The organism is Streptomyces cyaneochromogenes, assembly GCF_003963535.1.
Lineage (GTDB): Bacteria > Actinomycetota > Actinomycetes > Streptomycetales > Streptomycetaceae > Streptomyces > Streptomyces shaanxiensis.
This window is the reverse complement of the sequence record NZ_CP034539.1, coordinates 9,865,771-9,886,535: the sequence shown is the minus strand read 5'-3', so window position 1 is coordinate 9,886,535 and position 20,765 is coordinate 9,865,771. Positions and strand designations below refer to the sequence as shown.

The window sequence follows — 20,765 nt, the reverse complement described above, 5'->3', positions numbered from 1 at the left end:
GGGGCCGCCTCAGAGCGCGTAGCCCGGGAGCACGACCTCCTCGATGAGGGCCCTGCGCTCGTCGAACGGGATGAACGCGCTCTTCACGGCGTTCACCGTGACCGTGCGCAGGTCCTCGACCGTCCAGCCGGCCTCCTCGACCAGCAGGGACATCTCGCGGGTCATCGTCGTACCCGACACCAGCCGGTTGTCGGTGTTGAGGGTGACGCGGAAGCCGAGGTCCTTCAGCGCGGTGATCGGGTGCTCGGCGATCGAGGTGGCGGCGCCGGTCTGGAGGTTGGACGTCGGGCACATCTCCAGGGCGACACGGCGGTCGCGCACCCAGCCGGCGAGGCGCCCGAGCTTGCCGTCCACGATGTCGTCGGTGATGCGCACACCGTGGCCGATGCGCTGGGCGCCGCAGACCTGCAGGGCCTGGTGGATGCTGGGCAGGCCGTGCGCCTCACCGGCGTGGATGGTGAACGGGACGCTCTCGCGGCGCAGGTGCTCGAAGGCGTCGAGGTGGTCGGCGGGCGGGAAGCCGTCCTCGGCGCCGGCGATGTCGAAGCCGACGACACCGGCGTCCCGGAACGCCACAGCGAGGTCGGCGGCCTCGCGCACCCGGTCGAACATCCGCATCCCGCACAGCAGGGTGCCCACGCGCACCGGGGTACCGGCGGCCGCGACCTTCGCCATACCGGCGGCGAGGCCCTCCTGGACGGTCTCGACGACCTCGGCGAGGGTCAGCCCGCCGTTGGTGTTCAGCTCGGGGGCGTACCGCACCTCGCCGTACACGACACCGTCCGCGGCCAGGTCGAGGACGTACTCCTCGGCGGTGCGCAGCAGGCCCTCGCGGGTCTGCATCACGGCGAGGGTGTGCTCGAAGGTGGCTATGTAGCGGACCAGGTCGCCGGAGTTCGCGGCCTCGAAGTACCAGGCGGCCAGCTCGTCGGGGTCGGTGGTGGGCAGGGTGTGGCCGACCGCCTCCGCGAGCTCCACCACGGTGGCGGGGCGCAGGCCGCCGTCGAGGTGGTCGTGCAGGACGGCCTTGGGGAGGCGGCGGATCACATCGGCGTCTACGCGCGTAGCGGTCATGGTGTGCGGTCTTTCCTCGATGGGGGCGGTTCGGAAGCGGCGGGAGGCGGCGGGGCGGTTCGCAAGGCCGGTCAGCCGGCGGGCTGGAGCAGGTCCCAGCGGTTGCCGTACAGGTCCTGGAAGACGGCGACCGAGCCGTACGGCTCATGCCGGGGCTCCTCCAGGAAGGTCACGCCGGCAGCGAGCATGCGGGCGTGGTCGCGGGCGAAGTCGTCGGTGTGCAGGAAGAACCCGACACGCCCACCGGTCTGGTCACCCACCCGGGCGCGCTGCTCGTCACCCTTGGCCCGGGCCAGCAGCAGGGCACTGCCCTGGTCGTCTGCCGCCACGACGACCCAGCGGGAGCCGTCCGGGCGGGGCGTGTCCTCGACGAGCCGGAAGCCGAGGGCTTCGGTGTAGAAGCGGATCGCCTCGTCGTAGTCGTCGACGACGAGGGTGACCAGGGCGATGTGTCTCATCGAGGCCTTCCGGGAGGTGCGATTGACGGGAGAGGTTATACGTAAAACGTCGCGGGCGCCAGTCACCCGGGGAACGAGCACCCCTTACCCCGGTGGGCCTAGGCCTCAGGCCCGAACAGAGGCGGGCCCCGGGCCCGATCCACCCCGCTCGACTCCCCCGGTACCGTCCCGGCCATGAAGATCACCGAACCGCCCCGCAGCCCCGAGCGGCGCAAGCGCGACCTCCTGTCCCGGCTGGCGACGGAGATGGACATCTGGGTGGCCACGGCCGACGCCGACGGTCTGCCCTGCCTGGTCCCGCTCTGGTTCTCCTGGGACGGCGAAGCCCTGTGGCTCGCGACGCGGCCGACCACACCCACCGGCCGCAACCTGCGGGACGGCGGACGGGCCCGGCTGGCGCTCGGGGACACCCTGGACGTCGTCCTCATCGACGGCGACGTTCAGATGTACGCGGCCGAGGAGGCCCCGTCGGCCGCCGCCGAGGTGTTCCTCGCGAAGACGGGCTGGGATCCCCGGACGGACGGCAAGCCGTACGTCTGGTTCCAGGTGCGGCCACGCGCGATACAGGCGCGGAACGGGGAGCACGAGATGCCCGGCCGGCATCTCATGCGGGACGGGGTGTGGGTGGTCTGATCCGGGCGTACCGCTGGCCGACATTCTTTCCACGCACGGGAGTTACCTGGGAGTAATCGCCGGTGGTTTGATGTGCGGCGCCACTCAGCCCTCCTCACCCTCAGGGAGATCCAGTGACGCTCCACGCCCCGCGCCGCACAACAGGCGCCGCCGTACTCGCTCTCGCGCTCGCCACGACCGGGCTCGCCGGCGCCGCTCCGACCGCCACGGCCGCCGAGCAGGCGCCGGCGCTGCGGGTCCTGTCGTACAACGTGTTCCTGTTCAGCAAGTCGCTCTACCCGAACTGGGGCCAGGACCACCGGGCGGCCGAGATCGCCAAGGCGTCCTTCTTCCGCGGGAACGACGTCGTGGTGGTCCAGGAGGCGTTCGACAACGCGTCGTCGGACGCGCTGAAGGCCTCGGTCGCGGGCGAGTACCCCTACCAGACCCCGGTGGTCGGGCGGACCAAGAGCGGCTGGGACGCGACCGGCGGCGCGTACTCGGCGACCACGCCCGAGGACGGCGGGGTCACGGTCCTCAGCAAGTGGCCGATCGTGCGCAAGGAGCAGTGGGTCTACAAGGACGCGTGCGGTGCAGACTGGTGGTCCAACAAGGGCTTCGCGTACGTGGTGCTGAACGTGAACGGGACCAAGGTGCACGTCGTCGGCACGCACGCCCAGTCGACCGACCCGGGCTGTGCCACCGGTGAGGCGGCCGCGATGCGCAGCCGGCAGTTCAAGGCGATCGACGCCTTCCTGGACGCCAGGAACATTCCGGCGGGTGAGCAGGTGCTGGTCGCCGGTGACCTGAACGTCGACTCGCGCACGCCCGAGTACGCCTCGATGCTCGCCGACGGCGGACTGGTGGGGACCGAAGCGCGCACCGGGCACCCGTACTCCTTCGACACGCTGGAGAACTCCATAGCCCGCGACCGCTACCCCGACGACCCGCGCGAGGACCTGGACTACGTCCTGCACCGCGCGGGTCACGCCCGGCCCACGGTGTGGAAGAACGATGTCGTCAAGGAGCAGAGCGCGCCCTGGACGGTGACGAGCTGGGGCACCGACTACACGTACACGAACCTGTCCGACCACTATCCGGTGACCGGGTACGCCGGCTGAGGGACACCGGCGGTCCGGCTCAACCGGCTTGAGAGCGCGCCGAGTTGAGCCGGGCCAGTTCGTCGTCCGTGAGGCGGAGGGCGCCCGCGGCCACGTTCTCGGTCAGGTGGTCGGGGTTGCCGGTGCCGGGAATGGCGAGGACGTGCGGGCCCTGGCACAGGGTCCAGGCGATGCGCACCTGGGCGGGGCTCGCGCCGTGCGCCCGTGCCACGGCGAGCACCGCGTCGTCGTGGGCGGTGGTCGCGCCCCGCTCCTCCGCGTCTCCGGCCACCGCGTAGAACGGCACGAAGGCGATGCCCTGCTCGCCGCACAGGCGCAGGAGTTCGTCGGCCTCGGGGTCGGGACGGTCGAGCGCGTACCGGTTCTGCACGGACACCACGGGCGCGATGGCCTGGGCCTCGGCGAGGTGCCTCGGCTGCACGGCGGAGATGCCCAGGTGCCGGATCAGGCCCGCCTCGCGCAGTTCGGCCAGCGCGCCGAAGTGCTCGGCGACGGAGTCCTGGCGCATGCGGCGCAGGTAGACGAGGTCCAGGTGGTCGCGGCCGAGCTGGCGCAGGTTCTCCTCGACGTGGCCGCGCAGTTGGTCGGGGCGGGCCGAGGTGCCCCAGTCGCCGTGGTAGTCGCGGAAGGGGCCGACCTTCGTGGCGATGACCAGGTTGTCGGGGTACGGCGCCAGCGCGGTGTTGATGAGCTCGTTGGCCGAGCGCAGGGCCGAGAAGTAGAAGGCGGCCGTGTCGATGTGGTTGACACCGAGCTCGACCGCCTTGCGCAGTACGGCGATCGAGCGCTTCCGGTCGCTCGGTGTCCCGTGGTGGAAGGCGGCGCTGCCCGTCAGCCGCATCGCGCCGAAGCCGACGCGGCTCACGGGCAGGCCGCCGAGTTTCCAGGTGCCCGCGGCGTCCGCGGTGATCGTTTCGGAGGTCATCGGCGGAGTGTCGCACACGCCGAGGGCACCGGGAGGGCATCAGCAGTAGAGGTTGCCGCCCGGGGAGACTCCGAGGATCGAGGTGAACCGGTTGTAGGCGTCCACGCGGCTCTGTACCTGGGCGGGGTTTTTGCCGTCGCATTCGAGGGAGCCGTTGATGGAGCGGATGGTCTGGCCGAAGCCGGCCTGGTTGACCATGGCGTTGTGGGGGGTCATGGTGCCGGGGCCGGTCTGGGTGTTCCAGTACCACAGGCCGGTTTTCCAGGCGACGGGTGCTTCGTTCTGTACGCGCCAGGGGTTGTTGAGCAGGTCGATGCCGAGGGCGTCGCCGGCGGCCTTGTAGTTGAAGTTCCAGCTGAGCTGGATGGGTCCGCGTCCGTAGTAGGCGGCCTGGCCGGCGGGGCAGCCGTAGGGCTGGTTCCAGTCGCAGTAGTGGGGGTAGTTGGCCTGGTTCTGTTCGACGATGTGGACGAGTCCGCCGGTCTCGTGGTTGACGTTGGCGAGGAAGGCGGCTGCTTCCTGTTTCTTGACCGTGTCGCTGCCGGTGTTGGCGAAGCCGGGGTAGGCGCTGAGGGCGGAGGTGAGGCCGCTGTATGTGTAGAAGGAGTTCCGGTTCGGGAACATCTGGTTGAACTGCGCCTCGCTGACGACGAAGCCGGCGGCGGACGCGCTCGGGGCCGGCTGGATCACCAGCGCGGCGCCGGCCAGGGCGAGCGAGGACAGGACTGCTGCTGTACGGCGCCTCGACACAGAGGACCAACTCCTTTGCGGAGCACGGCCGCACCCGGACAAGGGCAGGGCGAAGCGGAGCCTTGTGCGCACGCGCCGACAAGGTCGGCCACGGCGTGGGGGCGGCCGTGGTGGGGGGTGTGGAGACACACTCAACCGCTTTGGTCTGTACCAGTCAAGAGTTTGGTCTGTACCAATTGAGTGTGCGGGTCCGTCAACCCCACTGACGAGTCCCGGAGTTGAGAAGCCGCCGGATCACCGGCCCGCCCGGGTCGCGTACGCGCGGACGTCGGCGTCGGGATCGTCGACCGCGGTGGCGAGTGCCGTACGGGCGTCGTCGCGTGCGGTGTGGCGCAGCAGAGCGAGTACCGCGGCCTTGCGCACATCGGCGTTCGTGTCGCGCAGCACCTCGCCGAGAGCGGATACTCCCTGGTCCGGTGCCGCCCCGCCCAGCGCGGTCGCGGCTCCCGCGCGGACCTGCCAGGCCGGGTCGGTGAGCGCCGCCGTCACGGTGGACAGGAGTCCTTCGGGGACGCCGAGGACGCCCAGGGCTTCCAGCGCCGCCGCGCGTACCAGCACGTCGGGGTCGCCGGTCAGGCGGTGCAGGGCGGGCGGGGTTCCGGCGTCCAGGTCGATGTGCGGGGCCACGGCGGCGAACCCGCGCGCCACGGCGACCCGGACCTCGCGCGCAGTGTCACCGGCCGCCTCGGACAGGGCCTCGACGGCGTCCACCGAGACCAGGGCGCGTACGGCGGCCAACCGCACCTCGATGTCCGCGTCGGCAAGGAGCCCGGCGAACAGTTCGGCGTCCCCGAGGCGCAGGGCGCGCAGCACGTCCAGTGCCGCGGCACGGGCCGTCGGATCCGGCGCCGCCAGCGCGGCCACCAGCGGGGCGCGCAACTCGGGCTCCGCCGTGAGGACTTCGGCCAGCTCGCGCAGCGAGGCGGCGGCCGCGGCACTCACCCGGCCGTTGCCGTCGGTCAGGGCGACGGCCAGTGCGGGGCCCGCACCCGGTGGGACCGTCTCGGTCAGCGCCTTGACGGCGGCGAGACGTACGGCGGCGTCCGCGTCCTTCAAGTAGGGCGCCAGGGCCGGGAGATCGGGTTCCTCCTCCGTGAGCGCGACGACTTCGAGGAGCCGTTCCCGGGTGGATTCCGAGGTTCCGTGCGTCGGTCCTGTGGGGTCGGCCGCGCCGCCCGTCTCCGGGGTGAGCGCTGCGGGCGGTGCCTCGCGGTGCCCCGCCGTGGCCGTCTCCAGCGGCTGTACCTCGCCCAGGTGGCGGGCGGGGCCGCCGGTGGGGGTGAACTCGTCGACGGGGACGAGGTAGGGCTCGACGGGACGCGCGGTGAACTCCATCGCTCCGGTCGGGCTCTTGCGCAGGTCGAGGTGGTGCAGCCAGGCCGTGTCGTCCCGCTGGGGGTGGTCGAGGCGCTCGTGGTACAGGCCCCAGCGGGACTCGGTGCGGGCGAGGGAGGACCGGGCCGCCATCTCCGCGCAGTCGCGGATGAAGGAGACCTCGGCGCAGCGCATCAGCTCGTGCGGCGTCCGCGCCCCCATCTCGGCGATCTCGTCCCGCATCCGCTCGAAGTGCTCCAGCGCCAGGGAGAGCCGGGCGCCGCTCTTGGGCGGGGCGACGTAGTCGTTGACGAACCGGCGCAGCTTGTACTCGACCTGGGGCTGGGCCGGGCCGTCGGGGTTGCGCAGCGGCCGATAGATCAGCTCGTGGGCCTCGGCGAGCTGGTCCTGCGGCAACTCGCCCTGGTACGCCGTGTACCGGGCGGCGTCCTCACCCGCCAGATCGCCGAAGACGAACGCCCCGATCATGTAGTTGTGGGGCACGCAGGCCAGGTCGCCGGCCGCGTACAGGCCGGGCACGGTGGTACGGGCGTGCTCGTCGACCCGCACTCCCGAAGCGGAGTGGCCGCCGCACAGGCCGATCTCGGAGATGTGCATCTCCACGTCGTGGGTGCGGTAGTCGTGACCGCGTCCGGAGTGGAAGGTGCCGCGGGTGGGGCGCTCGGTGGAGTGCAGGATCGACTCCAGCGCCGAGATGGACTCCTCCGGCAGATGGCTGAGCTTGAGGTAGACCGGCCCGCGGTCGGAGGCGACCTCGGCTGCGAACTCCGCCATCATCTGCCCGGACCAGTAGTCGGAGTCGACGAACCGCTGCCCGTGCCGGTTGACCTGGTAGCCGCCGAACGGGTTGGCGACATAGGCGCAGGCCGGGCCGTTGTAGTCCTTGATGAGCGGGTTGATCTGGAAGCACTCGATGCCCGTGAGCTCGGCGCCCGCGTGGTACGCCATCGCATAGCCGTCGCCCGCGTTGGTCGGGTTCTCGTACGTGCCGTACAGATAGCCGCTCGCGGGCAGCCCGAGCCGGCCGCAGGCACCGGTCGCGAGGATCACGGCGCCCGCCCGCACGGCCACGAAAGCACCGGTGCGGGTGTTGAAGGCGGCCGCGCCGACCGCCCTGCCACCGGCGGTCAGGACCCGCACCGGCATCAGCCGGTTCTCGATGCGGATCCGCTCGCGGTTCTCCCGCCTGCGCAGCTGCCGGTAGAGGACCTTCTTGACGTCCTTGCCCTCGGGCATCGGCAGCACGTACGAACCCGAGCGGTGCACCTGCCGGACCGCGTACTCGCCGTGCTCGTCCTTCTCGAACTTCACCCCGTACGACTCCAGGCGCCGCACCATCTCGAAGCCCCGGGTGGCCGTCTGACGGACCGTCGACTGGTCGACGATGCCGTCGTTGGCGCGGGTGATCTCGGCGACGTAGTCGTCGGGTTCGGCGCGGCCGGGGATGACGGCGTTGTTGACGCCGTCCATGCCCATGGCCAGCGCCCCGGAGTGCCGCACGTGGGCCTTCTCCAGCAGCAGCACGGAGGCCCCGTGCCCGGCCGCGGTCAGCGCGGCCATCGTGCCGGCGGTGCCGCCGCCGATGACCAGGACGTCGCAGCTCAGCTCCTCGGCCGAGTCGAGGTCGGGAATCTCCGTCAGGGTCGGGGTGGTCATGGGGTGCCTTTCGGGACGTGCGGGGCCGACGGACGCACCGTGCGTGCGGGGCCCTGGACGGGCGAGGGCCTACGATGCTCGGGACGTCCGGGGCCGAGCACACGCGGAGCGTGCGCAGGGCCGGGGACGCTCGCGACGCTCGGAGAACCGCGGGACGCTCGGAGGACCGGGGGCGTTCAGGACGTGCTGGGGGCCGACAACACGCGGAAGCGCGCAGGGCCGGGACGCTCAAGGCGTGCGGGAGCCGAAGCGCACGGAATGTGCGCAGCTCCGGGAACGCTCAGGACGTGCGAGGGCTGAGGGACTCCAGGATGTCGTGACGCAGTGCCACGGTCGCGGGGTCGTCTCGCGCGCCGCGGTCGCGCGGGCTCGGCACCGTCCGGACCCCTGCGAGGCCGCCCGCGCCGAGCAGTGCGACACGGTCGCCGAGGAACAGCGCCTCGTCCACGTCGTGGGTGACGAAGACGACGGTGGCGCCGCTCCCCGCCAGCGCCTCCACCAGCAACTGCTGCATACCGGCCCGGGTCTGGGCGTCCAGGGCGCCGAACGGCTCGTCCATCAGGACGGCCCGCGGCTGACCGGCGAGGGCGCGGGCGAGCTGCACACGCTGCCGCTGCCCGCCGGAGAGCCGGTGCGGCAACTGCCGCTCCAGTCCCGCCAGCCCGACCCGCTCCAGCCACTGCTCCGCCCTGGCCCGGCGCTCGGGTCGGCCCAGTCCCCTGATCGCCAGCGGGAGTTCGACGTTGGCCCGGGCGGTACGCCACGGCAGCAGCGCGTCCTCCTGGAAGATCAGCGCCCGGTCCGCGCCGGGCCCGGTGACGGGCCGCCCGTCCTGGGCGACCTGTCCGGCGAGCGCGGGCAGCAGCCCGGCCAGGGTCCGCAGCAGGGTGGACTTGCCGCACCCGGACGGGCCGACGACGGTGAGGATCTCGCCGGAGGCGGCTTCGAGGTCCAGCCCGCGCAGCACCACGGCACCCGGTCGGCCGAACTCGGCGCCGGTGACGGTGAGCCGTGCCCCGGGGGCGGACTGCTCGGTGCGCTGTGCGGTGACGGTCGTGTCGGTGTCCGTGCTCATGATGTGGCCTTCCCCTCGCGCCGCGGCAGCCAGTGCGTCAGCCGGCGTCCCAGGAGCTCCACCACGGTGGAGGTCAGCCAGCCGAGCAGGCCGATGGTGACGATGCCGGTGAACACACCCGGGTAGTCGATGACGGTGTAGTCCTGCCAGGTGCGGTAGCCGACCCCGTATTCGCCGGAGATCATCTCCGCGGAGATCACACAGATCCACGAGACGCCGATCCCGACCGACAGACCGCCGAAGATCCCCGGCAGCGCCCCGGGCAGCACCACGGAGGCCAGCACCCGCCACCGTCCGCCGCCCATGGTGAGCACCGCCTCCTCCCACACCGGGGCGAGCGCGCGCACCGCGTGCCGGGTGGCGACCAGCACCGGGAAGAACGCGGCGGTGAAGGTGATGAAGACGATGCCCTGCTCGTTGCTGGGGAAGAGCAGGATCGCCACGGGTACCAACGCGATGGCCGGGACGGGCCGCAGCACCTCCAGCACCGGCCCGACGAGGTCCGCGGCCCAGCGGGAGCGGCCGACGGCCACGCCCGAGGCGACGCCGAGCACCGCCGCGAGCAGGAAGCCGGTGGTGATCCGGCGCAGGCTGTCGGTCACGTCCTGCCAGTAGGCGCCGTCACCGAGCCGCTCGCCGAACTCCCCGGCCACGTCGGTGACGGACGGGAACTGGTCGAAGCGCAGCCACAGTTGGACGTCGAGCGTGGTGAGCAGCTGCCACAGCCCGAGCGCCGCGAGCAGCGACAGCACACGGACGACGGGGCGCAGACGAGCCGTGCGCCGAGCGGGGGCCGGCCCCGCCGATGCCTTCGTCGGCGGGGCCGTCACCGCGGTCATGACGCCTGCTCCAGAGCGGTGGCGTAGGAGACGGTGCGGGCGGCGGGGTGCGCCTGGGTGTACGCGCCGGCGGCGGAGGCGGTGACGAAGGGCTTCAGCTCCTTGCCGTCCTGGACCCAGACTGCCCTGTCGGCGTACCAGCGGGTGCCGTTGGTGGCGTCCGGTACGTAGGCGGCGCGCACCTCGCCCTTGTGCCCGGCGACGAACTTCAGCAGGGCGGCGGGCGAGTCGAACGGGCGGGTGCTGTCCTCGCCCTTGAGCCAGACCTCGCCGCGCGAGGCGTCCGCAGTCGCGGCGAGCCGCTCGGCGTACTCCTTGCCGTACACGCGCTTGATCGGGCCGTCGTCGACGAACGAGTCGACGTCCACGTCGCCCACGAGCTTCGCCGACTTCAGCACCGACACGTCCTTCTTCAGCGCGGAGACGAGCTGCGGCTTGACGGCCGGGTCGAAGGTGGCGATGCCGCCGCTGCCGTTGTAGAGGTAGACCACCTCCGGGGGCAGGCCGGTGGCCTCGGCGACCTTCTCGGCGGCCTGCACCGGGTGGTCGTTCAGGTACTTCGTCGCCTCGATCTGCGCGGTGAGGAAGGCGTCGAGCACCTTCGGCCGCTGCTCGGCGAAGTCCTCGCGGACGGTGACTCCGTGGAAGGTGGGCAGATCGAGCTCCGCACCGTCGTACAGCGCCTTCGCCTTGCCCTGGAAGACCAGCAGCCCGGGCCAGGCCACGAACTGCGACAGCGCGTCGGCACTGCCCGCCTGGAGCGCGGAGGCCCCCACCGCCGGCTGCTGGTTGAGCTTGCTGATGTCCTTCTCGGCGTCGATCCCGGCCCGCTGGAGCGCCCGTACGAGGGTGCCGTCCGCCGCCGAGCCGACGCTGGTGGACACCTTCTTGCCCCGCAGGTCCTTGAGCGAGCCGAGCTTCGAGTCCGGCGCCGTCACCACGGTGTTGAGGGCGCCCTTCAGGTTGTAGCCGGTGACCGACACGAGGTGCGTCGGACGCTTGAGCTGCTTGCCGCGGGCGGCGTTGATGAGCAGCGGGAAGTCGCCCATCGACCCGATGTCGATCTTCCCCGCGGTCATCTGCGCGGTGATGGGCGCGCCCGTGGCGTAGTCCTGCCACTCGACCTTGTAGGAAATGCCGTCCCGTTTGCCCTGGGCGGCGAGCTCACGCTCGAAGTAGCCGAGGGAGCGCAGCAGGGTGCCGGCGGTGACGGTGTTGATGGTCTTGGACTGGTAGCCGACGGTGACGGTGACGTGGGTGTCGTCGCCGGCCGAGGCGTCGCCGCCGCAGCCGGTGGCGAGGGTACTGACAAGGGCGGTCGCGAGCAGGGCGGCAGGAGTCGTGCGTTTCATCGGAAGCAGGCCTTTCACCGCAGCAGATAGGGCATGTTGACCGTGACGGCACCGGTGGGGCAGCGGGCGGCACAGGGGCCGCAGTACCAGCACTCGTCGACGTGCATGTACGCCTTGCCGCTGTCGGGGTTGATCGCCAGGGAGTCCAGCGGACACATGTCGACACAGAGCGTGCAGCCGTCGATGCACTTCGACTCGTCGACGGTCACGGGCACGTCGGCCCGCTGGGGCACCAAGGGCATGGCTGTCTCCAGTGAGGTACTGCGAGGGGTGAGAGTGCGGTGATTCAGACCGAGCGGCGCAGCAGCCCGCTCATGGTGATCCGGTCCCCGCGGAACCGGATGAACTCCAGGTCCACGGGCCTGCCGTCGCACAGGTGGGTGAGGCGCTCCAGCATCAGCACGGCGGTGCCGCGCGGCGCCTGGAGCACGGTGGCGGAGTGCGCGTCGGCGTTGACGGCCTCCAGGGTGATCTCCGCGTGGCCGAGCGGCTGCCCGGTGATCTGCTCCAGCAGCCGGAAGACGTCGGTGTTCTCCAGGTCGGCGCCGATCAGCTCGCTGCCGATGTCCAGGGGAAGGTAGGTGAGATCGAGGGAGAGCGGCAGCCCGTTCAGCTTGCGCAGGCGCTCGATGTAGAGCACGTCGGTGCCGGTGGGCAGGCGCAGGCGCTCGGCCACGGGTGCGGGCGCGGCGACGGGCCCCATGGCGCGTACCTCGTTGGTGACCCGGCCGTGTTCCCGCAGGGTTTCCGCGAGTCCCATCAGCCGGTCGAGGCCGTGCGAGTACTTCTCCGCGACGACGACGGTGCCGACGCCGGGCATCCGCTCGACGAGCTGCTCGGCGCGCAGCAGGTCCAGGGCGTGCCGCACGGTGTTCCGTGACACCTGGTAGTCGGCGGCGAGGACGTCCTCGTGAGGCAGCGCGCCCCCGGGAAATCCCCCGGTCAGAACCAGGTGCCGCAGCAGGTCCGCGAGCTGGCGCGCCCGGTCCGCACGCAGCCGCCGGCGGCGGGCGGCGGCGAGCGGCGCGGTGTGCTCGCGGGTTCGTTCAGGTGGCATGCGGCGACCATACCGACGGTTTCCGGCCGGTGGTGTTGCTGAATGATTGCGCCACCTGATTGCCCTTCACCAGACCGCTGACCTGCGATTACTTTGAAGATCGGCTTGGTTTCGCCACCAGGTCGGCAGTACGGCCATGGTCAGCCGGCGGTCTCGGCCGCCGTCTGCTCCAGCGTGCCCACCAGTCGCTCCAGCAGACCACGCAGCAGGTCGTCGTCGCTCTCGCCGAGCACGGGCAGGCCCGCCCGCACCTCGCGGCTGATCCGCCGCCAGTAGGTCTCGCCGCGCGGGGTGAGGTGGGCGAGTATGCGACGGCGGTCGAGGGGGTCGACCCGGCGGTACACGAGGTTCTGGTCGACGAGGTGGTCGACCAGCTTGGTCAGGGTCGCCGGGGGCAGGAAGGCCGCTTCGGCGACCGCTGACATGTTGTGGCCCGCGCCGTCGGAGAGCAGGGAGAGCACCCGCCAGGCGTCGAGCGAGCAGCCGTCCTCGTCGAGGACGCTCTGCAGCCGGCGCGCGGCGAGGCGTTCGGCGCGCGTCAACAGCTGCATCAGGTCCTGGGGCTTACGCGGAGGTGGGGTAGGCATCCTGCTCCTCGGTCCCGGGGTGCCGCCATCGTACAAGTGCCGCTTCGCCAAAGGATCGTCCACGTGTCACCAACGGATCGTCGACCTGTACCGATTCCCCACCGCCCAGCCCCCGAGACGGACTGGAGTTCACCGCAGGGACCCGGAATCATGACCGCATGTTCCAGCTCGACCCCCATCCGCTCGACTGGTTCACCGTCGACGACTCCGTGCTCAGCGTCGCCCTCGTCTTCCCGATGCAGGGCGCCGCGGGCATCTTCGGGCCGACCTGCGAGCTGTGCGCACAGCTCGCCGCGGAGGAGGTCAACCACGCGGGCGGCGTGCTCGGCAAGGAGCTGCGGCTGCTGCCGGTGGACGGCGGCGCGGAGCCCCGCGAGATCGCCGACCGGGTCGAGGCGCTGGTCGACCTCGGCGTCGTGCAGGGCGTCACCGGCTGGCACATCTCCTCGGTACGCCGGACCCTAGCCCCGCGCATCGCGCACCGGGTGCCGTATGTGTACACCGCGCTGTACGAGGGCGGGGAGCACACCACCGGCGTCTACCTGACCAGCGAGACACCGGACGCCCAACTGCGACCGGCGATGCGGCTGCTGGCGGGCGAGCGCAAGGTGCGCCGGTGGTTCGTCGTCGGCAACGACTATGTGTGGCCGCGCCGCACCGCGCGGGCCGCGTGCGCGTACGCGCGCGAGTCCGGGGGCGGCGTCTGCGCGCAGGCGTACCTGCCGCTCGGCACCCATGACTTCGACGGGGTGCTGCGACGGATCGAGCGGTCGGAGGCTGACGCCGTCCTGATGCTGCTGGTGGGCAACGACGCCGTCCGCTTCAACCGGGCGTTCGCCGCGGCCGGCCTCGACCAGCGCTGTCTGCGCCTGAGCACGCTGATGGACGAGAACATGCTGATGGCCAGCGGCCCCACGGCGACCGCCGACCTCTACAGTGCCGCCGGGTTCTTCGCCTCGCTCGCCACCCAGGACACCCTCGACTTCCACGGCCGGTATGCCGGGCGGTACGGCATCGAGGCACCGTCGCCCGGAAGTCTCGGCGAATCGTGTTACGAGGGCGTGCTGTTGCTGGCCGCGCTCGTCGCCCGGGCCAGGACACTGGACGTGGCGGCCATCGGCGCGACGGCCGAGTCGGTGTCGTACGAAGGACCGCGCGGGCTGCTGCGACTCCGGGACCGGCATGTCAGGCAGCGCATCTACCTGGCCCAGGCGGACGGCGTGGACTTCGACGTGCTCACCCAGCTCGACCTCGATGTCGCCACTCGCCCCTGACACTGGAGTCTTGACATGCCCCCAACGGCCCCAGATACTTCCTGCAGGAAGTAACTAGAATGCCTCGGGCCCCGTGTGAATTTCCGATGCGGAATTCAACTCGGGGCTTTCTTGTTTCCGGTTTCCTTCCCGGCGGAGAGCCGGAAGATACAGCCGGGTAAGTATCCCGAAACGCCTTGGAAACAGGACGACTTGAGGCTTTGGACCGCCCTTCAAGGAGGTCCACTTGTCCAGCCTTCCCTACATCCACCGGCGCCGTTTCCTGGCCGGCACCGCGGCGCTCGCGGCCGTCGTCGCGCTCTCTGCGTGCGGCGCGAAGACCGACGCGGCCGACTCGTCCGACAAGGCCGCGAAGATCGACGTCAGCGGCGACACGGTCAAGGTCGGCCTGCTCAACTCGCTGTCCGGCACGATGGCGATCAGCGAGGTCACCGTACGCAACTCGCTGAAGCTCGCGATCGACGAGATCAACGCCTCCGGTGGCGTCCTCGGCAAGAAGATCGAGCCGATCAGCGAGGACGGCGCCTCCGACTGGCCGACCTTCGCCGAGAAGGCGACCAAGCTCATCAAGGAGGACGGCGTCGCGGCCACCTTCGGCTGCTGGACCTCCGCCAGCCGCAAGGCCGTCAAGCCGGTCTTCGAGAAGAACAAGTCGCTGCTCTTCTACCCCGTGCAGTACGAGGGACTGGAGGAGTCGCCGTACATCTTCTACACGGGCGCGACCACCAACCAGCAGATCATCCCGGGCCTCGACTACCTCAAGAGCCAGGGCCTGAAGAAGCTCTACCTGGTCGGCAGCGACTACGTCTTCCCGCGCACCGCGAACAAGGAGATCAGGGCGTACGCCAAGGCCAACGGCATGACCATCCTCGGCGAGGACTACGCGCCGCTGGGGTCGACGGAGTTCAGCACGATCGCCAACAAGGTGAAGGCGTCCAAGGCGGACGCGGTGTTCAACACCCTCAACGGCGACTCGAACGTGGCCTTCTTCAAGGAGTACAAGTCGGCGGGCCTGACCGCGAAGAGCATGCCGGTCGTCTCGGTGTCCATCGCCGAGGAAGAGGTCAAGTCGATCGGCACGCAGTACCTGGAGGGCCAGCTGACGGCCTGGAACTACTACCAGACCACTGAAGGCGCGGCGAACGAGAAGTTCGTGAAGGCGTACAAGGCCGAGTACGGCCAGGACAAGCCGACCAGTGACCCGATGGAGGCCGCGTACGTCTCGGTCTACCTGTGGAAGACCATGGTCGAGAAGGCGAAGTCCTTCGACCCGGAGAAGGTGAAGGCCGCCTCGGACGGCATCACCTTCGACGCACCCGAGGGCAAGGTCACGATCGACGGTGCCTCGCAGCACATCTACAAGACGGCCCGGATCGGCAAGGTCGGCTCCGACGGTCTGATCGAGCAGGTGTGGGACTCCGGCAAGCCGATCAAGCCGGACCCCTACCTCAAGGGCTACTCCTGGGCCTCCGGCCTGTCCTGACCCGACCGATCGCCTGTGGGGGCCCGGCACATGCCCGCCGGGCCCCGCTCCCCCGCCTCCCCGGAGCCGCCGTATGACCGTGATCCTCGGTCAGACCTTCACCGGCATCAGCATCGGTGCCGTTCTGCTGCTCATCGCGCTCGGTCTCTCGCTCACCTTCGGCCAGATGAACGTCATCAACATGGCCCACGGCGAGTTCATCATGGCCGGCGCCTACACGACGTATGTCCTGCAGAAGTCCATTGCCGGCGCCGGAATTTCGCTGCTGGTCGCTCTTCCCGTCGCATTTCTCGTCTCGGGCGCCCTCGGCGCACTTCTGGAATGGCTGCTGATACGACGTCTGTATCTGCGGCCACTCGACACGCTTCTCGTCACCTGGGGCGTCTCCCTGATGCTCCAGCAACTCGCCCGGGACATTTTCGGAGCGCCGAACGTGCAGACCCGCGCGCCCGACGTCCTCACCGGCAACATCACCCTGATCGGCGGGGACGACCCGCTCACCGTCGCCAACAGCCGTCTGTTCATTCTCGGGTTGGCGGTCGCGGCGGTCGTCGCGCTCTCGCTCACGCTGCGACTGACGCCGCTGGGCCGCCGGATCCGGGCCGTGGTGCAGAACCGCGACCTCGCGGAGGTGTCCGGCATCTCCACCTCGACCGTCGACCGTACGGCCTTCTTCATCGGTTCCGGGCTCGCGGGCGTGGCCGGGGTGGCGCTGACCCTGGTCGGTCCGATCGGGCCGACGATGGGCACCAACGTGATCATCGACGCCTTCCTGGTGATCGTCGTCGGCGGCATCGGGCAGCTCAAGGGCACGGTCATCGTCGCCTTCGTGCTGGGTGTGCTGCAGTCGGTGCTGGAGTACTCCACCACCGTCAGCGTCGCCAAGGTGCTGGTGCTCGTCGGCATCGTCGCGTTCCTCCAGTGGCGGCCCCAGGGGCTGTACACGCTGCGGACGAGGAGTCTCGTATGAACCTGCTCAAGGGCCCCTCGGCCCGCGCCGCGGCCGGTTTCGCGGGGGCGGCCGTCGTGTTGTTCGCCATCGCCCCGCTGGCGCTGTCCGACTTCCGGCTCGGGCTGCTCGCCAAGTACCTGTGCGTCGCGATCGTCGCGGTCGGCATCTGTCTGGCCTGGGGGCGCGGCGGGCTGCTGACGCTCGGCCAGGGCGTGTTCTTCGGGCTCGGCGGCTACGCCATGGCGATGCACCTGAAGATCGCCGACGCGGGGCCCGGCAACCTGCCCGACTTCATGCAGCTGTACGGCACCGCGACCGAACTGCCCTGGTGGTGGAAGCCGTTCGCGAACCCGCTCTTCGCGCTCGCCGCGACCGTGCTGCTGCCGATGGCGGTCGCGGCGCTGCTCGGGTCGTTCATCTTCCGGCGCCGGGTCAAGGGCGCGTACTTCGCGATCCTCAGCCAGGCGCTCGCCGCCGCCTTCGCCATCTGGCTGATCGGCCAGCAGGCCACGACCGGCGGCACCAACGGACTCACCGACATCCAGGGCTTCTTCGGCTACGCCCTCGACGACCCGGTCAACCAGCGGATGGTGTACTTCGTCATCGCCGCCGTCCTGCTGCTGCTCATGGCCCTCGCCCGCCAGCTCATCCAGAGCCGCTACGGCGAACTCCTCGTCGCCGTACGGGACTCGGAGGAGCGGGTGCGCTTCCTCGGCTACGACCCGGCGAACGTCAAGCTCGTCGCCTACGTGGTCGCGGCCGGCATGGCGGGCCTCGCCGGCGCGCTGTTCGTGCCGGCCGTCGGCATCATCTCGCCCGCGCTGATCGGCATCGTGCCGTCGATCGAGTTCGTGATCGGCGCGGCGGTCGGCGGCCGGGCCAGCCTGGTCGGCGCGGTGCTCGGCGCGATCGCGGTGGCCTGGGCGAAGACGGCCCTGTCGGAGGAGTTCCCGGCGGCCTGGACGTACTTCCAGGGCCTGCTGTTCATCGTCGCACTCGCCTTCCTGCCCGGCGGTCTCGCCTCGCTGGCAGGGATCGTACGGCGACGCAGGGCGGCAGCGGAGAAGAAGCCGGCCGTCATCCCGGTAGGAGAAGCAGCATGAGCGGCCTTGAGATACGCCGGCTGCGGGTGACCTTCGACGGGTTCACCGCCGTCGACGGAGTGGACCTCGACGTCCGCCCGGGGGACCTGCGGTTCCTCATCGGTCCCAACGGCGCGGGCAAGACGACCCTCGTCGACGCTGTCACCGGCCTGGTGAAGGCGGAGGGCTCGGCGCGCTTCGGCGGCGAGGAGCTGCTGGGCAGGAGTGTGCACAGGATCGCCCGGTCGGGAATCGGCCGGACCTTCCAGACCGCCACCGTCTTCGAGGAGTTGACGGTCCTTCAGAACCTGGACATCGCGGCCGGCGCGGGCCGCGGCGTGTGGACCATGCTGCGGCGCCGCAAGGGTGTCCCCGAGCCGGTCGCCAGGGCACTGGAGACGGTCGGGCTCACCGAGCTCGCCGACTCCCCCGCCGGAACGCTCGCCCACGGGCAGAAGCAGTGGCTGGAGATCGGCATGCTGCTCGTGCAGGACGTACGGCTGCTGCTGCTCGACGAACCGGTGGCCGGCATGAGCCACGACGAGCGCCAGGCGACCGGAGAGCTGCTGCAACGCATCAGCGAGGAGCGCACCGTGGTCGTCATCGAGCACGACATGGACTTCATGCGCTCCTTCGCCCGCAGCGTCAGCGTGCTGCACGCGGGCAAGGTGCTCAGCGAGGGCACGGTGGCCGAGGTGCAGGCGGACCCGAAGGTGCAGGAGGTGTACCTCGGGCACGCGGCCGCCGAGGCCACCGCCGACGTGGCCGTACAGGAGGCGTGATGCTCCAGATCGACGACGTACGCGTGGGCTACCACCGCAGCAGCGTCCTGCACGGGGTCTCGGTCGAAGTGCCCAAGGACGGCGTCGCCGCGGTCCTCGGGCACAACGGCGCCGGCAAGAGCACCCTCCTGCGGGCCGCCGTAGGGCTGCTCACGCCGACCGGCGGGACCGTCCGGCTGGACGGCGAGGACATCACCCGCCGCAAGCCGCACGAACGGGTCGCGCGCGGGATGGCGTACGTCCCGCAAGGCCAGCAGTCGTTCCCGCACCTGACGACCGCCGAGAACCTCCAGCTCGTCGCCGACGGCCGCAGGCGGGGCAAGGAGGCGACAGCCGAGGCACTGGACCTGTTCCCGGCGCTGCGCGCACTCTCCGGCCGCCGCGCGGGCCTGCTCTCTGGCGGTCAGCGGCAGCAACTCGCCATCGCCCGCGCCCTGGTGACGGAGCCTAGGCTGCTGCTCCTCGACGAGCCGACCGAGGGCATCCAGCCGTCGGTGGTCGCCGAGATCGAGGAGACGATCCTCGCGCTGGCCGCCCGGGGCGGACTGTCGGTGCTGCTGGTCGAGCAGCACGTCGGGTTCGCGATGCGGGCGGCACAGCGGTACTACGTCCTGGAGGCCGGGCGGGTCACGTCGTCCGGCGAGGGCGGTGCGGAGGCGGAGGTGGCGGTCCGGGAGGCACTCAGCGTGTGAGGGCCCGCATACGCCGCTCGAGGAAGGCGCGCTCCGCCGGGTTCCGGGTGAGCGCGGCGGCCGCCTCGTACGCCCGCACCGCCTCCGCGTCCCGTCCGAGCCGGCGCAGGAGGTCGGCCCGGACGGCGTTCAGGACGTGGTAGCCGTCGAGGTCCAGCGCGTCCACGAGGTCGAGCGCCTGCCCCGGGCCCTCGACCTCGGCCACGGCGACCGCCCGGTTCAGGGCCACGACGGGGCTGGGGGCGACGGCCATGAGCTGGTCGTACAGCCGCAGGATCTGCCCCCAGTCCGTGGCCTCGGCGGTCGGCGCGTCACTGTGCACGGCCTGGAGGGCGGCCTGGATCTGGTACGGCCCGGGGCGGTTGCGGCGCAGACAGCGCCGGACGAGCTCCTGCCCCTCGGTGATCAGCTCCCGGTCCCACCGGTCACGGTCCTGCTCGGGCAACGGCACGAGTTCGCCGTGTTCGTCCTGCCGGGCGGCCCGGCGCGACTCGGCCAGGAGCATCAGGGCGAGCAGCCCGGTCACCTCGGCCTCGTCCGGCATCAGCTCGGCCAGCAGGCGTCCGAGGCGCACGGCCTCCGCGCACAGGCCCGCCTCACCCTCGTACCCCTGGTTGAAGATCAGGTAGACGACGGCCAGGACGCCCTCCAGCCGCTCCGGAAGGTCGGCGTCCCGGGGCACGCGGTACGGGATCCGGGCATCGCGGATCTTCGCCTTGGCCCGTACCAGACGCTGGGCCATGGTCGGCTCCGGCACCAGGAAGGCGCGGGCGATCTGGGCGGTGGTGAGCCCGCCGAGGAGCCGCAGGGTGAGGGCGACCTGGGCCTGGACGGCCAGGGCGGGGTGGCAACAGGTGAAGACGAGCCGGAGCCGGTCGTCGCGCACGGGGCCCTCCTCGGGCGGCGCGTCGGGTGCGTGCAGCAGGGCGGCCTGGGCATGCCGCTCGTCGCGCGTGGCCTCGCGGCGCAGCCGGTCGATCGCACGGTTGCGGGCGGTCGTGATGATCCAACCGGCCGGGCTCGGCGGCACGCCGGTCTCCGGCCAGCGCCGCAGAGCCGTGGTGAAGGCGTCCTGGACCGCTTCCTCGGCGAGGTCGATGTCCCCGAGGAAGCGGACGAGAACGGCGACCGCACGGCCGTACTCCGCACGGAAGACGTCCTCGACGTCCGTGGCCGGCATCAGTCCTCGGCTTCGCCCATGAACGGCCGCACCTCGATCGGCAGCGTCGTCGCCAGCGCCGCCCTGCGCCCCCAGTCGAGGGCCGCGTCCAGGTCCGGCGCCTTGATCAGACAGATCCCGCCGAGCATCTCCTTGCCCTCGGCGTACGGTCCGTCGGTGATCAGGACGTCGCCGTCGCGCGGCCGCAGCACGGTCGACGAGTCCGGCTGGTGCAGTCCCCCGGCGAACACCCAGGAGCCGGCCTCCTTCAGCTCCCGGTGGAAGGCGTCGAGGTTCCTGCCGATCTCGGCGAGCACCTCCGGCGGCGGCAGCTCGTCACCCACGGGTTGCATCACGCTGAGCAGGTAGTACTTCATGACGGCCTCCTCGGGCGTCCACGTCGTCATGGTCTCTCACCTCCTACACGAACGGTCCGCCCCCGGATCGACACCCCAGTCGATCGACACCCCAGTCGATCGCCACCGCCGTCGATCGGCACC

21 protein-coding genes are annotated in these 20,765 nt (G+C 71.0%); 8 read left to right on the top strand and 13 right to left on the bottom strand.

Going from position 1 to position 20,765, the window contains the following annotated elements; translation table 11 throughout:
• Positions 1–9: 9 nt before the first annotated feature.
• Entirely contained in the window at positions 10–1,074 is a 1,065-nt protein-coding gene (locus EJ357_RS44360) for an adenosine deaminase (RefSeq protein ID WP_126398027.1), read from the bottom strand.
• A 71-nt stretch (positions 1,075–1,145) separates the two neighbouring features.
• Positions 1,146–1,532, bottom strand: coding sequence for a VOC family protein (locus EJ357_RS44355; RefSeq protein WP_126398025.1), 387 nt, complete (start codon positions 1,530–1,532; stop codon positions 1,146–1,148).
• Between the two features lie 174 nt (positions 1,533–1,706).
• On the opposite strand from EJ357_RS44355, the gene EJ357_RS44345 reads away from it, so the two are divergent.
• Together EJ357_RS44345 and sph are read left to right on the top strand one after the other, a co-directional pair.
• Positions 1,707–2,165 (top strand): pyridoxamine 5'-phosphate oxidase family protein, encoded by a 459-nt coding sequence (locus tag EJ357_RS44345; protein WP_126398021.1) that lies wholly within the window; start codon positions 1,707–1,709, stop codon positions 2,163–2,165.
• Between the two features lie 113 nt (positions 2,166–2,278).
• On the top strand, positions 2,279–3,265 hold the full coding sequence (gene sph / locus EJ357_RS44340) for a sphingomyelin phosphodiesterase (protein ID WP_126398019.1): 987 nt from the start codon (positions 2,279–2,281) through the stop codon (positions 3,263–3,265).
• A 19-nt stretch (positions 3,266–3,284) separates the two neighbouring features.
• Here sph and EJ357_RS44335 read toward each other — a convergent pair whose 3' ends face one another.
• The 9 genes from EJ357_RS44335 to EJ357_RS44295 all read right to left on the bottom strand — a co-directional run bounded on the left by EJ357_RS44335 (position 3,285) and on the right by EJ357_RS44295 (position 12,841).
• Positions 3,285–4,190 (bottom strand): aldo/keto reductase, encoded by a 906-nt coding sequence (locus EJ357_RS44335; RefSeq protein ID WP_175647753.1) that lies wholly within the window; start codon positions 4,188–4,190, stop codon positions 3,285–3,287.
• Between the two features lie 39 nt (positions 4,191–4,229).
• Positions 4,230–4,940, bottom strand: a complete 711-nt coding sequence (locus EJ357_RS44330) for a chitinase (protein WP_126398015.1) — start codon at positions 4,938–4,940, stop codon at positions 4,230–4,232.
• 234 nt (positions 4,941–5,174) lie between these two features.
• Positions 5,175–7,931, bottom strand: a complete 2,757-nt coding sequence (locus EJ357_RS44325; RefSeq protein ID WP_126398013.1) for a fumarate reductase/succinate dehydrogenase flavoprotein subunit — start codon at positions 7,929–7,931, stop codon at positions 5,175–5,177.
• Between the two features lie 280 nt (positions 7,932–8,211).
• Positions 8,212–9,006 (bottom strand): ABC transporter ATP-binding protein, encoded by a 795-nt coding sequence (locus EJ357_RS44320; protein ID WP_126398011.1) that lies wholly within the window; start codon positions 9,004–9,006, stop codon positions 8,212–8,214.
• Positions 9,003–9,845, bottom strand: a complete 843-nt coding sequence (locus tag EJ357_RS44315) for an ABC transporter permease (protein WP_126398009.1) — start codon at positions 9,843–9,845, stop codon at positions 9,003–9,005. Before EJ357_RS44315 ends, EJ357_RS44320 begins: the two co-directional genes overlap by 4 nt.
• Positions 9,842–11,197, bottom strand: a complete 1,356-nt coding sequence (locus EJ357_RS44310) for an ABC transporter substrate-binding protein (protein WP_126398007.1) — start codon at positions 11,195–11,197, stop codon at positions 9,842–9,844. Before EJ357_RS44310 ends, EJ357_RS44315 begins: the two co-directional genes overlap by 4 nt.
• A 14-nt stretch (positions 11,198–11,211) precedes the next feature.
• Entirely contained in the window at positions 11,212–11,439 is a 228-nt protein-coding gene (locus EJ357_RS44305; protein ID WP_031480193.1) for a 4Fe-4S dicluster domain-containing protein, read from the bottom strand.
• A 44-nt stretch (positions 11,440–11,483) separates the two neighbouring features.
• Complete coding sequence (locus EJ357_RS44300; RefSeq protein WP_126398005.1) at positions 11,484–12,254, bottom strand: GntR family transcriptional regulator; 771 nt, start codon at positions 12,252–12,254, stop codon at positions 11,484–11,486.
• A 140-nt stretch (positions 12,255–12,394) separates the two neighbouring features.
• Positions 12,395–12,841 (bottom strand): MarR family winged helix-turn-helix transcriptional regulator, encoded by a 447-nt coding sequence (locus tag EJ357_RS44295; RefSeq protein ID WP_126398003.1) that lies wholly within the window; start codon positions 12,839–12,841, stop codon positions 12,395–12,397.
• A 158-nt stretch (positions 12,842–12,999) separates the two neighbouring features.
• Between EJ357_RS44295 and EJ357_RS44290 the strand changes: the two genes are divergently transcribed.
• The 6 genes from EJ357_RS44290 (at position 13,000) to urtE (ending at position 19,106) form a co-directional block, all read left to right on the top strand.
• Complete coding sequence (locus EJ357_RS44290; RefSeq protein ID WP_126398001.1) at positions 13,000–14,115, top strand: substrate-binding domain-containing protein; 1,116 nt, start codon at positions 13,000–13,002, stop codon at positions 14,113–14,115.
• Positions 14,116–14,341: 226 nt separating this feature from the next.
• Positions 14,342–15,598 carry an urea ABC transporter substrate-binding protein gene (gene urtA / locus EJ357_RS44285; RefSeq protein WP_126398000.1) on the top strand — a complete coding sequence of 419 codons (1,257 nt, stop codon included), beginning with the start codon at positions 14,342–14,344 and terminating at the stop codon, positions 15,596–15,598.
• 73 nt (positions 15,599–15,671) lie between these two features.
• On the top strand, positions 15,672–16,568 hold the full coding sequence (urtB, locus tag EJ357_RS44280; protein WP_126397998.1) for an urea ABC transporter permease subunit UrtB: 897 nt from the start codon (positions 15,672–15,674) through the stop codon (positions 16,566–16,568).
• The gene (gene urtC / locus EJ357_RS44275; RefSeq protein WP_126397996.1) at positions 16,565–17,653 is read left to right on the top strand and encodes an urea ABC transporter permease subunit UrtC; all 1,089 of its coding nucleotides are present in this window, start codon (positions 16,565–16,567) and stop codon (positions 17,651–17,653) included. The genes urtB and urtC overlap by 4 nt, the downstream gene beginning before the upstream one ends.
• On the top strand, positions 17,650–18,414 hold the full coding sequence (gene urtD, locus EJ357_RS44270; protein ID WP_126397994.1) for an urea ABC transporter ATP-binding protein UrtD: 765 nt from the start codon (positions 17,650–17,652) through the stop codon (positions 18,412–18,414). Before urtC ends, urtD begins: the two co-directional genes overlap by 4 nt.
• Positions 18,414–19,106, top strand: a complete 693-nt coding sequence (gene urtE / locus EJ357_RS44265) for an urea ABC transporter ATP-binding subunit UrtE (protein WP_126397992.1) — start codon at positions 18,414–18,416, stop codon at positions 19,104–19,106. Before urtD ends, urtE begins: the two co-directional genes overlap by 1 nt.
• Here the strand turns inward: urtE and EJ357_RS44260 are convergent.
• Both EJ357_RS44260 and EJ357_RS44255 read right to left on the bottom strand, forming a co-directional pair.
• On the bottom strand, positions 19,096–20,286 hold the full coding sequence (locus EJ357_RS44260; protein WP_126397990.1) for an RNA polymerase sigma factor: 1,191 nt from the start codon (positions 20,284–20,286) through the stop codon (positions 19,096–19,098). The two genes, urtE and EJ357_RS44260, sit on opposite strands and share 11 nt — an antisense overlap.
• Entirely contained in the window at positions 20,286–20,642 is a 357-nt protein-coding gene (locus EJ357_RS44255; RefSeq protein ID WP_126400867.1) for a YciI family protein, read from the bottom strand. The genes EJ357_RS44260 and EJ357_RS44255 overlap by 1 nt, the downstream gene beginning before the upstream one ends.
• Positions 20,643–20,765: the final 123 nt, after the last annotated feature.

Bases quoted from the DNA above. Each gene is read 5' to 3' on its own strand.
- urtB (WP_126397998.1), top strand. From the start codon at position 15,672: ATGACCGTGATCCTCGGTCAGACCTTCACCGGCATCAGCATCGGTGCC.
- EJ357_RS44260 (WP_126397990.1), bottom strand. From the start codon at position 20,286: ATGCCGGCCACGGACGTCGAGGACGTCTTCCGTGCGGAGTACGGCCGT.
- EJ357_RS44290 (WP_126398001.1), top strand. From the start codon at position 13,000: ATGTTCCAGCTCGACCCCCATCCGCTCGACTGGTTCACCGTCGACGAC.
- EJ357_RS44335 (WP_175647753.1), bottom strand. From the start codon at position 4,190: ATGACCTCCGAAACGATCACCGCGGACGCCGCGGGCACCTGGAAACTC.
- EJ357_RS44255 (WP_126400867.1), bottom strand. From the start codon at position 20,642: ATGAAGTACTACCTGCTCAGCGTGATGCAACCCGTGGGTGACGAGCTG.
- EJ357_RS44300 (WP_126398005.1), bottom strand. From the start codon at position 12,254: ATGCCACCTGAACGAACCCGCGAGCACACCGCGCCGCTCGCCGCCGCC.
- EJ357_RS44360 (WP_126398027.1), bottom strand. From the start codon at position 1,074: ATGACCGCTACGCGCGTAGACGCCGATGTGATCCGCCGCCTCCCCAAG.
- EJ357_RS44355 (WP_126398025.1), bottom strand. From the start codon at position 1,532: ATGAGACACATCGCCCTGGTCACCCTCGTCGTCGACGACTACGACGAG.
- urtD (WP_126397994.1), top strand. From the start codon at position 17,650: ATGAGCGGCCTTGAGATACGCCGGCTGCGGGTGACCTTCGACGGGTTC.
- urtE (WP_126397992.1), top strand. From the start codon at position 18,414: ATGCTCCAGATCGACGACGTACGCGTGGGCTACCACCGCAGCAGCGTC.
- EJ357_RS44325 (WP_126398013.1), bottom strand. From the start codon at position 7,931: ATGACCACCCCGACCCTGACGGAGATTCCCGACCTCGACTCGGCCGAG.
- EJ357_RS44320 (WP_126398011.1), bottom strand. From the start codon at position 9,006: ATGAGCACGGACACCGACACGACCGTCACCGCACAGCGCACCGAGCAG.
- EJ357_RS44310 (WP_126398007.1), bottom strand. From the start codon at position 11,197: ATGAAACGCACGACTCCTGCCGCCCTGCTCGCGACCGCCCTTGTCAGT.
- EJ357_RS44305 (WP_031480193.1), bottom strand. From the start codon at position 11,439: ATGCCCTTGGTGCCCCAGCGGGCCGACGTGCCCGTGACCGTCGACGAG.
- EJ357_RS44315 (WP_126398009.1), bottom strand. From the start codon at position 9,845: ATGACCGCGGTGACGGCCCCGCCGACGAAGGCATCGGCGGGGCCGGCC.
- EJ357_RS44345 (WP_126398021.1), top strand. From the start codon at position 1,707: ATGAAGATCACCGAACCGCCCCGCAGCCCCGAGCGGCGCAAGCGCGAC.
- EJ357_RS44295 (WP_126398003.1), bottom strand. From the start codon at position 12,841: ATGCCTACCCCACCTCCGCGTAAGCCCCAGGACCTGATGCAGCTGTTG.
- urtC (WP_126397996.1), top strand. From the start codon at position 16,565: ATGAACCTGCTCAAGGGCCCCTCGGCCCGCGCCGCGGCCGGTTTCGCG.